Below are 12,232 nucleotides of genomic sequence, written 5' to 3'. Positions count from 1 at the left end.
TAGCGTGGCGGGGTGACACTTCGTGCCGGGTCCGCCGAACCGCTGACGCGGCGCACGGCACACCTCACGACGTACGACGAGCACGCGGTGACGGTCCCGCGTTCCGGCGATCGTGCGCTGGTCGCGGTGCCGCGCGGGGTGACACCGTCGGCGGTCGCGTACTACCTGCATGGGCGGACGGGAGACGAGAGGTCGATCGACGATCGCGCCGGCCTGCGGGACGGCCTGCTGGACGCCGGATACCTGGTCGCCAGCCCGTACCTGCACGGCGACCAGTGGGGAAACCGGTGCGCACAGGACGCCGTGGTCGCACTGGACGAGTGGGTATCCCACCGGTGGCCGGTGATACGTCGGTTCCTGATCGGCGAATCGATGGGCGGCAACGCCGCCGCCAACGCCGTGCGCCTGCGTGAGGTCGCGTGGGACGGCGCCGTGTTCATCGCTCCGTCGCTGTCGCTGCGCGCGGTGTGGGAACGGGGCGAACATGGACGCGACACCGTGCGGGACGCCTTCCGCTTGTCCGCGGACGGACGCGACCTCGAACCGAAGACCGCGAGCTGGGACGCCGTCCGGCACGAGCCGGGAGACTATGTCGGAGTGCCGATTCGGGTGTACGCGTCGCGGGAGGACGAGGTGGCGAACATCGCCGGTGTCACGGGTCCGTGGGTCGAGATGCTCCGCCGCGGCTCGGACGCCGTCGAGTTGGTGGAGGTGAGCGGTTCGCACGTCTCGGAAGATCACTTCCGCACTGCGGAGGTCGTGCAGTTCTTCGGGTCTATCCGGTGAACGTGGGGAGGCCTTCTCGGCGAAGGTCTCCCCACGTGTTCAGGCCTCGGTCCGGTGCGTGGTGTCCAGCCGGAAGACGTTGGTGAAGAAGTCCTTGACGGCCTGGATCTTCTCGTTGGTCAGGTCGATGGCGTGGCGACGCGATTCTTCGAGCGCGGTGGACATGGCGGCTTCCTTTCGTCGAGGTGGCACAGCATGGCGTTCGACAGTCTGCCTCAGGATGCTGACGTCCGCATGACGAACAGGTGTCCTGCGTGCAACTCGAACAGCAAGCGGGGGAGCACGTTCGGTTAACCTGGCACGATGACGACGAGCAGCGCAGACGGCCGGGTCGCTATCACGTATTGCACACAGTGCCAGTGGCTGTTGCGCGCAGCGTGGATGGCGCAGGAACTACTCGGCACGTTCGGGCAGGAACTCGGCGAAGTCGCGCTCGTCCCCGGCACCGGCGGGATCTTCCGCATCACCGTCGACGACGAACTGATCTGGGACCGCAAGGAGCAGGGCGGCTTCCCCGATATCACCGTGCTCAAGCAATTGGTCCGGGACCGGGTGGCGCCCGACCGCCACCTCGGCCACAGCGACCGTAAGAGTCCCTAGGCTCAGATTCCGACCGCGCGCTCGAGGGCGCGCAGTTCGTGCCCCAGCCGGGCGGGGATCGACTTCAGGTCGGGCACCGCGCTGCGGCAGCCGGTGACCCCGAACGAGATGATGTCGTCGTTGCTGGTGCACGTGATGTTCAGGCCCTGGCCGTCGACGGGCACCGACAGCGGGTAGATGGCGTCGAGCCGCGCTCCGTTCCAGTACAGCGGCGCGCTGGGGCCCGGAACGTTGGAGATGATGAGGTTGAACGGCGGGCGGACCCGCGAGTTGTGCCCGAACAGCATGCTCGCGCCGATCGGTGCCGCGCCGAGAGCGCTCATCGCGAGGATCTGCGTGGCACTCATCGTCTCGTACGCCTCCTTGCCCTCGCGCATGGACGTCCGGATGGTGTCGAGGCGATCCGCCGGCTCGGGGAGGTGGGTGCCGAGGTTGCACATGAGCACCCCGATGTTGTTGCCGTTCGACGCCTCGCGCTGACTCTTCAGCGACACCGGCACCATCGCGATCAGCGGCTCGGCGGGCAGCGCGTTCTGATCCTCGAGGTAACTGCGGAGCGCTCCCGAGGACATCGCGAGCACGACGTCGTTGATGGTGGTGTCGGACAGCTTGGCGACGAGCCGGAGACGTTCGAGCGGCCACGACTGCGCCGCGAACTGGCGGGCACCGGTGATCGGCACGTTGAACGGGGTCCTGGGTGCGGACAGGGCGAGCGGGCCGCCCTGGTCGCGGAAGGCGCGGGACACGGTGCCGGCGAGCGCGGGCACGAGCCCGGCGACCTCACCGACGGTGTCGCGGGCGGTTCGGAACGTGGAACCGGCCAGACCTGACAGGCTGAACCCCTTCGACGGCGTCCGCTGCGGCCGCGGGCCCCGCGGCTGCCACGGAGCCGGCACGTCCCGATCCTCCGAGTTCTCGCTGAGTGCGTTCCGCAGCATCTTCATCGCGGTGACGCCGTCGGCGACCGCGTGGTGGATCTTGGTGTAGACGGCGAACCGTCCGTCGCTCAGTCCCTCGATCAGGTGCATCTCCCACAGCGGGCGGCTGCGGTCGAGCAGCGATCCGTGTAGCCGCGAGCACAGCGCCATCAGCTCGGCCTCGCCGCCGGGGGCGGGCAGTGCGTCGTGCCGGATGTGGTGACCGAGGTCGATGTCGTCGACGGTCTCCCAGCTCCACTGACCGAGCGACGAGAAGGACCGGCGGGCCCGCTTGGCGAGCCGGGGTGTGACGATCCCGTCGCCGTCGGCGAGCGCGCGGTCGAGCATCGCGCGCATGTCGTAGGTGTCGGCGCCGTCCGGGAGCTGGAAGATCTCCACGCCGCCGACATGCATCGGGTGCTCTCGGGACTCGCCGAGAAGGAACATCGAGTCGAGGGGGGACATGGGGAGCGGCATCTGAGCCCTTTCCATCCCGTGGACGACTTCCCGGATCGCGGGGGCTCGTCTGTGGTCTGAGGTAACGGGAGATGGTGACGTTCCGTTTGTCAGGAACTACCACCGGATAACTGTTTGGTATGGGACGGGTCACGAAAGAGTGACGCTCGTATTTCTACAGGTTTCGGGTGAGCCATGCCACTAGACAAGCGTCCAGTTTGGACGGTGTCATTCGGGTGGTGGACACTGAACATGAACTCCGTGTGAACATCCCAATTTTGTGCACTCAGTGCGGAATTCGCGAATCCGGACCTGCATAGGGCCGAAAGTCCCTACTCGGTAAGAATTGTGACATGAACAAGCCATGGGCAGTTGTTGAACATGTGTCGTTCGAAGGACCGGCGCTCGTCGGTACTTTGCTGGCAGAGCGGGGAATTCGCTACATCGAGTACCCCATGTACCGAGCGTGGGAACTCCCGGCCGTTCACGACCTCGGCGGCCTCGTGGTGATGGGCGGTCCGATGGGTGCACTCGATGACGTTACCCACCCGCAACTTCCGCGAGAGCGAAACTTCATCAAAGAATTTGTGGATGCCGGACTCCCGATGCTGGGAATCTGCCTCGGCGCTCAGCTTCTCGCCGCCTCGTTCGGCAGCGCGATCCGCCGGGGGCCGACCCCGGAGAACGGCGCCGGGACGGTCACGGTGTCCGAGGACGGGCCGCGCGACCCCGTGTTCGGTTCGGTCGGAGCCGAGGTGCCCGTCGTCCACTGGCACGGCGACACCTTCGACCTCCCCGACGGCGCGGTCCGGCTGGCGAGCAGTCACCTCTACGAGAATCAGGCGTTCGTGATCGGCCGCCGCGCGTACGGGTTGCAGTTCCACGTCGAACTGACCCGCGCGCAGCTGTCGGTGATGCAGGCCCACATGCCGCCGGGCACCGCCCCGTCGGGCGAGCACATGGACGACGTGGAAGCGGCCGGACGGATCATGATCGGTTCATTCCTCGACCTCGCCGAGAGCTGAGAGGATCGGGGAAGCGGTCACCGATGAGTTTTGTGCACCGCTGGGGTCTGTATCGATGACCGTCCGCACTGGGCGGAACCCGAGAAGGAGAATCACATGTCCCGGATGCTCTTCGTGAACCTGCCGATCAAGAACCTCGACGCGACCAAGACGTTCTTCGCCGGGCTCGGCTTCGAGTTCAACTCGACGTTCAGCGACGACTCCTGCACAGCCATGGTGATCAACGAGTACACGTCCGTGATGCTCCTCGTCGAGTCCCGGTTCAAGGATTTCATCGAAGGCGGCATCTGCGACACCTCGAAGTCCGTCGAGGCCCTGATGTGCATCTCGGCCGACAGCCGCGAGGAGGTCGACAGCCTCGTGGACAAGGCCCTCGCCTCCGGCGGGACATCGTGGGGCAAGCTCCAGGACGAACACTTCATGTATGGACGCGCGTTCCGCGACCTGGACGGTCACGTCTGGGAGGTCATGTGGATGGATCCGGCCGCCGTGCCGGCGTAGGGGTCAGGCGGGCGGGGTCTCCGGTAGTCCGAACTTCTCGAACAGATCGACGTCGAAGAAGCAGACGACATGGGAGACCCCGTCGGCCGTGACGTCCAGGACGTGGAGCTGGAACGGGCGGTGGACGCCGTCCTCCCCGCGCATGTACAGGCCGAGGGCCGGCTGTCCGTTGGCCGCCGTGGGCACCAGGCGCATGTCGCCCGCAGCGTTGGCCGGGCAGTTTCCGCTGATCAGGGTGCCGATCGAGGCGCCGCCGCGGTACCAGCCGTCGAACGGCGGCATCTCCCAGACGGCGTCCTTGGTGAACAGTTCGACGATCGCGTCGATGTCGTAGTCCTCGAACGCGGCGACGTAGCGGTCGAGGAGGTCGCGTTCCTCGGGGGATTCCGGTTCGACGAGCGTGTCGGCCGTCGGGGTGGCCAGTTCGAGTTGCGTGCGTGCGCGCTGCAGCAGGCTGTTGACCGCCGTCGTAGTGGTACCGAGAGCCGTTGCGACCTCCGACGCCTTCCACTGCAACACGTCGCGGAGGACGAGAACGGCGCGCTGACGTGCAGGAAGATGCTGAAGGGCGGCGATGAACGCCAGCCGCACCGACTCGCGCGACGTCACGACGTTGGCGGGATCGTTCGCGTCGTCGTCGATGAGGCGGTTGGGGAGCGGTCCGAGCCACGGCACCTCGTGACGTTCGACGAGGTCGGCGGTCGGGTCGGAGTCGGGAGCACCCAGCCCGCTCGGCAGCGGACGCTTGGATTTACTCTGCAGGGCCGTCAGGCACGTATTGGTGGCGATCTTGTACAGCCACGTCCGCAGCGACGCCTGCTGCTGGTAGCCGTCGTACCCCCGCCAGGCCCGGATGAAGGTTTCCTGCATCTGGTCTTCGGCGTCGTGAAGTGAGCCCATCATGCGATAACAATGGGCGAGCAACTCGCGCCGGTAGGGGTCGGCGAGTGCGAGGAAATCCCCGTCGAGCGACTGCGCAGCCGTCATGGTTGGAGCTTACTGCGGCCGTCCGACAGATGTCGGGCCCTCGCGCCCACCGACCCCCGCGCTCAGCCCCAGTTCACCATCGGCTGTCCCGTCTCGAGCAGAGTCTTCATTCCGCTCAGCACCTCGTTCCAGCCGCCGCCCGCGCCCTCGGACTCGCGCCTGCCCGCGACCATCTCGGCCAGGCCCGGTGCGTTGGTGAGGTCGTGTGTGACAGTCAGTTTCGCGACTCCGGGCCGGCTCGACTGCACGATCTCGTAGGTGAGCGTGGTGAAACCCTCCACGTTGTCGGCGTCCATCAGCATGCGCCACGTCTGGACCAGCTTCTTCGGCGGATCGGATTCGATCACCTCGCCGTCGACGATCACGTCGGGCACGCCCGGGTATTCCTTCATCGCGTCGTCTGCGCGCGACTGGAACGCGCCGCCCGCGCGGAGGTCGTAGTCGACCAGGCCGCCGTAACCGTACTGCTGCGACCACTCGGGTTTGGTGATGGCGTCCCAGATGGCCTCCGGCGTTGCCTTGATGTAGACCGCATAGATCTGGATTGCGTCGGCGGTAGTCATTTCTCTTCCTCCAGTTCGGATTTCAGCTGAGCGAGCGCAGTGGTGTGACGCTCGGTGTATTTGTCGATCCACCGGTTGTGGATCAGCTGTATCGGCACGGGGTTGAGATAGTGAAGTTTCTCCCGGCCGGAGCGGCGCGTGACGACGAGTCCCGCGTCTTCGAGCACACGCAGATGCTTCATGACCCCGAATCGCGTCATCTCGACCTGCGACTCGAGTTCGGTGAGCGTCTGACCATCCTGGGCGAACAATCGGTCGAGAATCAGGCGGCGGGTGGAATCTGCCAGCGCCTTGAAGACGTGATCGTCGTCCATGAACCGACAATAGGTGACCATTTAGTCACATGTCAACGCCTGTGAGCACTTCTCAACCGCGGGCGGTTAAGAAGTACTCACAGGGGAAGTTCGCGTCCGGTTCATGCGCCCGCCACGGTGCGTCCACGAGGCAGGGCACTCCGGTACCTACCGTCCGGGGGTCCCGGTTCGTCACCATGGAGGTTTCAGACAGTGTCCACTGCACCACTCAACCGCCGCGGATTCCTCGGTCGCACCGCGCTCACCGGCCTCGGTGTGGCACTCGCCGGAAGCGTCGAAGCCCTCGTCCGGCCGGCGTTCGCGTCCGCGGCGCCGGGACAGGCGATCGGCTACGGACCGCTCGTGCCCGACCCGAACCGTATTCTGTCTCTCCCGGTGGGCTTTTCGTACACCGTCGTCGCCCGTTCGGGTGAGACGCAGTTGGACGGTGGCGTGCCGGTGCCGAGCGATCCCGACGCCATCGGGGTGTTCGCGCGACCCGGCGGTTCCACACTCGTCACCAATCACGAGATCGGCAGCGACGAACCCTTCGGTGTGCCCGCTCTCGACGGATTGACGTACGACCCGGGCGCGCGCGGCGGCACGACCACGACCGCGGTTGGTGCCGACGGCGCACGGCAGGGCCAGTACGTCAGCGTCGCGGGCACCGTGAACAACTGCGCGGGCGGCATCACCCCGTGGGGAACGTGGTTGACCTGCGAGGAGACCGAGGCCCGCGCGGGGCAGGGCGGGTTCCTGCTCGACCACGGTTACGTCTTCGAGGTCGACCCGGCGAGTCAGGAGGCGAACAGGGGCAAAAGTCCTGTGCCGCTGAAGTTCCTGGGCCGGTACGCGCACGAGGCCGTGGCGGTGGATCCGTCGTCGAGCACCATCTACCTCACGGAGGACGCGTCCGGGCCGAACGGTCTGTACTACCGGTGGACGCCGCCGCAGAGTTTCCGGGGCGGGCCGAACGCGCTGCGCGAACTCGCGCAGTCTCCGGGCGGCGACACCGCGGGCGCTCTGCAGGCGATGGCATGCTTCCAGGGGGGAACGCACGTCCCCGACCTGTCGCAGGCCACCGAGCCGGGCACCGTGTACGCCGTGCAGTGGGTAGGTGTGCCGGACCGTGACGCGACGAGCACGTCGGTGCGCGAGCAGTTCGGGGACGACGTCGTCACCCGGAGCCGCAAGCTGGAGGGGCAGTGGTGGGGCGACGGCGGCGCCTACTTCGTCGCGAGTTACGCGCGGACCAGCGACGGCAGCGTCGCCGAGCACGACGGCCAGGTGTGGTTCTACGATCCGGCGAAGCAGACGGTCACGCTGAAGACCCTGTTCGGTGTGAATCCCGATCCGGCTGTCGACACCAGAAACTACGACGGGCCCGACAACATCACCGTCTCGCCGTACGGCGGCGTGATCCTCGCTGAGGACGGCGAAGGAATCAGCCACCTCGTGGGCGTCACGGCGGAGGGCGAGCCGTTCGCGATGGCTCGGAACGAGTTGAACGACAGCGAGTTCTGCGGTCCGGCATTCAGCGCGGACGGGAGGATTCTGTTCGCGAACATCCAGTCGCCCGGGCTGACGCTGGCGATCACGGGTCCGTGGCACCGTCCCCTGCCGTGAGTACTTATTAACCGCGGGCGGTTAATAAGTACTCACGGGGCGAAGACCCATCCGCGGAGCGCGAGGAATCTCAGTCCGCCGACGACGGCGCTGACGGCGATGACGAGCGCGACCTGAGCCAGGCCGTCGGCGCCGGGGAAGAGCATGTGCAGGAGGGCGAGCGCGAGTGAGCTGACGGCCAGGCCGATCAGCGCGAGGGTTCCGCCTTCCCATTGCGCGACGAACCAGCGGACGCGGTCGACGGCGCGGAAGGTGAGCCGCCGGTGGAGTTCGTTGGCCAACATCGAGCTGGTCACCACGCCGACCAGGTTGGCGACGAACGACCCGTACATGTCGAGGGTGAAGAACGCGAGAGCGTAGAGCACATTGCTCGACGTGCCCACCAGGGTGAACCGGGTCAGTTGAGCGAACACGCCGCCGGCCCGCCCACGTAGAGGGGGATACGTGGCCGGGCCGACGGCGTCGTGGAACTGAACGATCATCTCATTCAGCGGATGAGGGCACCGTTGCCGGTGTCCGTCACGTGGCCGCCGCCGAGGACGCCGGCCACTTGCTCTTCGCTCAGTCCCAGCTCGCGCAGGCGATCCCAGACCGCGTCGAATTCGACGAGCTTGGCGTTGAGATCGTTACGCAGGCGGTTGACCTCGTCGCGGATCTTCTCCGCTTCGTCGATCGCCTCGAGCGTCCGCTCCGGCTGGGGCAGAAGCATGGACAGGAGACGGTCCCGGGCGTCGGCGCTCAACCCCGCGAAGGGCTGCCGCTGATCGGCGGGGGCCTCGTGCTTGCCGCCGCGGATGTCGGACGACTGGATCGGCGCCGTGTCGGGCTCGAGTGCGTATTCCGGAACGGGGGCGTACTCGGGTTCCTGGACGGGTTCCTGCTCGCTCGACAGGTCGATGGTGCGACGCAGCGGGCGGTTGGGCAGCAGGATGACGGCGATCAGGGTGATGACCGCGACGACGGCGGCGATCAGGAAGATCCGGCCGGTCGCGTCTCCGTATGCGGCGCGGATGACGCCCTGGACGGGAGCCGGCATGGACGTCAGGTCCAGGCTTCCGCCACCGCTGCTCGATCCGCCCCGGATGCCGATCTTCGCGAAGCCATCGGCCGACAGGTCGGCGACACGGGTGGCCAGCACCGAACCGAGAACCGAGACGCCGATCGCGCCGCCGAAGGTCCGGAAGAAGGCAACCGAGCTGGATGCCGCACCGATGTTCTGGACGCTGACGGTGTTCTGCACCGCGAGGACCAGGTTCTGCATCAGCATGCCCATGCCGAGGCCGATGATCGCGATGTAGGTGCCGACCAGGGTCAGACTGGTCTCGTGATCGATGGTGCCGAGCAATCCGAAGCCGACGATCATCAGGACGGCGCCGCCGACGACGAACGGCTTCCACTTGCCGAAGCGGGTGATGAGCTGTCCGGATCCGACCGTGCCGATGAGCATGCCGGCGACCATTGGGATGGTGAGCACTCCGGCCATGGTGGGGGTGTAGCCACGCGAGGTCTGGAAGTACTGGCCGAGGAACGTGGTGGAACCGAACATTCCGACACCGACGGCGACGGACGCGATGATGGCGAGTCCGGTGGTCTTCTCCGTGACGATCTTGAGCGGGATGATCGGCGACTTGGCCTTCGCTTCGACGAGGATCGTCGCGGCCAGCAGGAGCACACCCGATCCGACGTACATGACCGTCTCGCGGGAGAACCACTCGTAGTAGCCCGCCTTGCCGGCGAACGAGACCCAGATCAGCAGGATCGACACACCGGCGGTCAGCAGCAGGGCGCCGAGCCAGTCGATGGAGACGTCGTCCTTCTTCTCGGTCGCGAGGTGCAGCGTGCGCTGCAGCAGGAACAGTGCGATGACGGCGAGCGGCACGCACACGAAGAAGCACCAGCGCCAGCCGAGGGGGCTGTCGACGATGACGCCGCCGAGGATCGGGCCGCCGGACATCGACACGGCCATGACGGCACCCATGTAACCGGAGTAGCGGCCGCGCTCACGGGGGGCGACGATGGTGCCGATGATGGCGACGACGAGGGCCGTCAGGCCACCCATGCCGATGCCCTGGATGACACGCGCGGTCAGCAGGATCGGCACGTTGTGTGCGAAGCCGGCGATCACCGAACCGATGACGAAGATGACGATCGCGCTCTGGACCAGGACCTTCTTGTTGAACAGGTCGGCGAGCTTGCCCCAGATGGGCGTCGAGGCGGCATTGGCGAGCAATGCGCTGGTGATGACCCAGGCGTACGCGGTCTGCGTGCCCTTCAGGTCACCGATGATTGTCGGGAGGGCGGTGGCGACGATCGTGCTGCTCAGCAGCGCGGTGAACAGCGCCGCGAGCAGGCCCGTGAGTGCTTCGAGGATTTGGCGGTGCGTCATGGCCGTCGTTTCTTCAACCGGCGGCCGAGTCTGTGTTTCGGTCATACGCTTTGTGTTCCAATCGGGTTCGAGCTCGTGACGATCCGGTGCTCTGGATCGAAGAGTGTTTCCTTCAGGTGCCGGATGGACTCGAGGGCAATTGTTGCCTCGGTCTCGTTCCATCCGGTCATCAATTTCTGCATTCGTGTGGCTCGCTGTGTTCTCACGTGCTTCACGTACGCCATTCCCTCCGGCGAGACGCGTATTCGGAATGCGCGTCCGTCGGCGGGATCCGAGTGGCGGGTGACGTAGCCGACGTCCACCAGATCGGTGATCTGGCGACTGAGTGAGGACTGGCTGACACACAGTTCGGTGGCGAGTTCGTTCTGCCGGCATTCCCCGCGAGCCGCGAGGACGAGGAGGACCCCCGTCAACGCCCGCGGGATGTGACCGTCGCCTTCCGACACCAGGGCGTCGCGAAGCACGCGGCCGAAGAGGAAGACCTCGTCGATGAGCGCTTCGGTGGTGCCGAGAGATACGGACGACACGGAAGGCAATGACGAGACGGACATGGCAACCCCTGAAGGACGACTTACTTGATGCAAGCAACTATATACATCGTTAGTGCAAGCAAGTAAGTCATTTCGGTGTCTGATGCATCACAAAGCGAAGTGACCTACTATCTGCGTATGAATGCAGATAAGCGTGCTTGTCGGCGCCGGCTCGACGAAGACCAGGTCGGGCTGGTGGTCGAGGTCTTCCGCATGCTCGCTGACGCCACCCGGGTGCAGGTGCTCTGGCAACTGGTGGGAGGCGAGCTGTCGGTGAACGAGCTGGCCGAACGGGTGGGGAAGCCGGCGCCGTCTGTGTCGCAGCATCTCGCGAAGCTCCGGATGGCGCGGCTGGTGCGCACGCGGAGGGAGGGCACGTCCATCTACTACAGCGTCGCCAATGAGCACGTCGAACAGTTGGTTACCGACGCCGTGTTCAATGCCGAGCACGCGGGCCCCGGCATCCCGGGGCACCACCGCGCCACCGGCGACCTGCAGGTCATCCACGAGGACGCGGACCTCGCCGCGGAAGGAGGCGGCTCGTGAACACCCACGGTCATTCCCATGGGCACGGCCACGGCCACGGACATTCGGGCGGCGTCCGAGGCGCGATTCGCGAGGTCTTCGCCCCGCACAGCCACGACTCCGCGGACAGCGTCGACGACGCACTCGAGGCGAGCGCGATCGGGATCCGGGCGGTGAAGATCAGCCTGATGGTGCTGGGCGTCACCGCCCTCGCCCAGGTGATCGTGGTGGCGCTGTCCAGTTCCGTCGCCCTCGCCGCCGACACCGTGCACAACTTCTCCGACGCGCTGACGGCGGTCCCGCTGTGGATCGCGTTCGCCCTCGGACGGCGGGCGGCCACCCGGCGATTCACGTACGGATACGGCCGGGCCGAAGACCTCGCCGGGTTGTTCGTCGTGCTGATGATCGCGTTGTCCGCGGTCGTCGCGGGTGTGGAGGCGACCCGCCGCCTCCTCGATCCCGTGCCCATCCATCACCTCGGGTGGGTGGCCCTCGCCGGTGTCATCGGTTTCGCGGGCAACGAATGGGTGGCGCTGTATCGCATCCGGGTCGGCAAGCGGATCGGCTCCGCCGCGCTCGTCGCCGACGGGATGCACGCACGGACCGACGGATTCACGTCCCTCGCCGTGGTATTGGGCGCCGGCGGTGTGGCGGTCGGGCTTCCGCTCGCCGACCCGGTGGTGGGCCTGGTCATCACGGCCGCGATCCTGCTCGTGTTGCGGACCGCCGCACGCGACGTGTTCCGGCGGCTGATGGACGGCGTCGACCCGGAACTGGTCGATGCCGCCGAAACGGCCCTCGCCGCCGAACCGGGGGTGGTCGGGGTGCGGAGCGTGAAGATGCGGTGGATCGGCCATCACCTGCATGCCGACGCCGAACTCGACGTCGATCCGTCGACCAGCCTGCGCGACGCGCATCGCGTGGCGCACACCGCCGAACACACACTCACCCAAGCCGTTCCGAAGCTGAGTACCGCCCTCATCCACGCCTACCCGGCGCACGACGCGGCGGCGGTCGGTCAGACGGCGTGACTCGCC

15 protein-coding genes are annotated in these 12,232 nt (G+C 66.6%); 7 read left to right on the top strand and 8 right to left on the bottom strand.

Annotated features, from left to right (window positions below; genetic code table 11):
• The first annotated feature begins 12 nt into the window (after positions 1 to 12).
• Positions 13 to 786: a serine aminopeptidase domain-containing protein gene (locus ACFWAY_RS15075; protein WP_378511099.1), complete on the top strand. Its 774-nt coding sequence runs from the start codon at positions 13 to 15 to the stop codon at positions 784 to 786.
• 39 nt (positions 787 to 825) lie between these two features.
• Here ACFWAY_RS15075 and ACFWAY_RS15070 read toward each other — a convergent pair whose 3' ends face one another.
• Entirely contained in the window at positions 826 to 951 is a 126-nt protein-coding gene (locus ACFWAY_RS15070; protein WP_378511098.1) for a hypothetical protein, read from the bottom strand.
• Positions 952 to 1,089: 138 nt separating this feature from the next.
• On the opposite strand from ACFWAY_RS15070, the gene ACFWAY_RS15065 reads away from it, so the two are divergent.
• Positions 1,090 to 1,386, top strand: coding sequence for a SelT/SelW/SelH family protein (locus ACFWAY_RS15065; protein WP_105414154.1), 297 nt, complete (start codon positions 1,090 to 1,092; stop codon positions 1,384 to 1,386).
• Between the two features lie 2 nt (positions 1,387 to 1,388).
• On the opposite strand, the gene ACFWAY_RS15060 is transcribed toward ACFWAY_RS15065, so the two are convergent.
• A complete protein-coding gene (locus ACFWAY_RS15060) occupies positions 1,389 to 2,780 on the bottom strand; it encodes a wax ester/triacylglycerol synthase family O-acyltransferase (RefSeq protein ID WP_378511097.1) in 1,392 nt (463 codons plus the stop codon).
• Positions 2,781 to 3,112: 332 nt separating this feature from the next.
• Between ACFWAY_RS15060 and ACFWAY_RS15055 the strand changes: the two genes are divergently transcribed.
• Both ACFWAY_RS15055 and ACFWAY_RS15050 read left to right on the top strand, forming a co-directional pair.
• Complete coding sequence (locus ACFWAY_RS15055; RefSeq protein ID WP_378511096.1) at positions 3,113 to 3,784, top strand: type 1 glutamine amidotransferase; 672 nt, start codon at positions 3,113 to 3,115, stop codon at positions 3,782 to 3,784.
• A 96-nt stretch (positions 3,785 to 3,880) separates the two neighbouring features.
• Entirely contained in the window at positions 3,881 to 4,285 is a 405-nt protein-coding gene (locus tag ACFWAY_RS15050; protein ID WP_378511095.1) for a VOC family protein, read from the top strand.
• A 3-nt stretch (positions 4,286 to 4,288) separates the two neighbouring features.
• Here the strand turns inward: ACFWAY_RS15050 and ACFWAY_RS15045 are convergent, their stop codons facing one another.
• The 3 genes from ACFWAY_RS15045 to ACFWAY_RS15035 all read right to left on the bottom strand — a co-directional run bounded on the left by ACFWAY_RS15045 (position 4,289) and on the right by ACFWAY_RS15035 (position 6,149).
• Complete coding sequence (locus tag ACFWAY_RS15045) at positions 4,289 to 5,272, bottom strand: sigma-70 family RNA polymerase sigma factor (protein WP_378511094.1); 984 nt, start codon at positions 5,270 to 5,272, stop codon at positions 4,289 to 4,291.
• Between the two features lie 62 nt (positions 5,273 to 5,334).
• A complete protein-coding gene (locus ACFWAY_RS15040; protein WP_378511093.1) occupies positions 5,335 to 5,835 on the bottom strand; it encodes an SRPBCC family protein in 501 nt (166 codons plus the stop codon).
• On the bottom strand, positions 5,832 to 6,149 hold the full coding sequence (locus ACFWAY_RS15035) for an ArsR/SmtB family transcription factor (protein ID WP_378472576.1): 318 nt from the start codon (positions 6,147 to 6,149) through the stop codon (positions 5,832 to 5,834). Before ACFWAY_RS15035 ends, ACFWAY_RS15040 begins: the two co-directional genes overlap by 4 nt.
• A gap of 192 nt (positions 6,150 to 6,341) precedes the next feature.
• Here ACFWAY_RS15035 and ACFWAY_RS15030 point away from each other — a divergent pair, with 192 nt between their 5' ends.
• Positions 6,342 to 7,754 carry an alkaline phosphatase PhoX gene (locus tag ACFWAY_RS15030; RefSeq protein ID WP_378511092.1) on the top strand — a complete coding sequence of 471 codons (1,413 nt, stop codon included), beginning with the start codon at positions 6,342 to 6,344 and terminating at the stop codon, positions 7,752 to 7,754.
• 32 nt (positions 7,755 to 7,786) lie between these two features.
• On the opposite strand, the gene ACFWAY_RS15025 is transcribed toward ACFWAY_RS15030, so the two are convergent.
• The 3 genes from ACFWAY_RS15025 to ACFWAY_RS15015 are packed head-to-tail and all read right to left on the bottom strand — an operon-like array spanning position 7,787 to position 10,691.
• Positions 7,787 to 8,236: a GtrA family protein gene (locus ACFWAY_RS15025; protein ID WP_378456265.1), complete on the bottom strand. Its 450-nt coding sequence runs from the start codon at positions 8,234 to 8,236 to the stop codon at positions 7,787 to 7,789.
• A gap of 5 nt (positions 8,237 to 8,241) precedes the next feature.
• Positions 8,242 to 10,185, bottom strand: a complete 1,944-nt coding sequence (locus tag ACFWAY_RS15020; protein WP_378456266.1) for an MDR family MFS transporter — start codon at positions 10,183 to 10,185, stop codon at positions 8,242 to 8,244.
• Positions 10,182 to 10,691, bottom strand: a complete 510-nt coding sequence (locus tag ACFWAY_RS15015) for a MarR family winged helix-turn-helix transcriptional regulator (RefSeq protein ID WP_378511091.1) — start codon at positions 10,689 to 10,691, stop codon at positions 10,182 to 10,184. Before ACFWAY_RS15015 ends, ACFWAY_RS15020 begins: the two co-directional genes overlap by 4 nt.
• Before the next feature lie 117 nt (positions 10,692 to 10,808).
• Between ACFWAY_RS15015 and ACFWAY_RS15010 the strand changes: the two genes are divergently transcribed.
• Positions 10,809 to 11,216: an ArsR/SmtB family transcription factor gene (locus ACFWAY_RS15010; protein WP_378456268.1), complete on the top strand. Its 408-nt coding sequence runs from the start codon at positions 10,809 to 10,811 to the stop codon at positions 11,214 to 11,216.
• Positions 11,213 to 12,226: a cation diffusion facilitator family transporter gene (locus tag ACFWAY_RS15005; protein WP_378511090.1), complete on the top strand. Its 1,014-nt coding sequence runs from the start codon at positions 11,213 to 11,215 to the stop codon at positions 12,224 to 12,226. The genes ACFWAY_RS15010 and ACFWAY_RS15005 overlap by 4 nt, the downstream gene beginning before the upstream one ends.
• The last annotated feature ends 6 nt before the right edge of the window (positions 12,227 to 12,232 follow it).

This window comes from Rhodococcus sp. NPDC059968 (assembly GCF_042738615.1).
Lineage (GTDB): Bacteria > Actinomycetota > Actinomycetes > Mycobacteriales > Mycobacteriaceae > Rhodococcus_F.
Note: the sequence above shows the minus strand (reverse complement) of the source record. Positions and strands in the feature narration are given on the sequence as shown.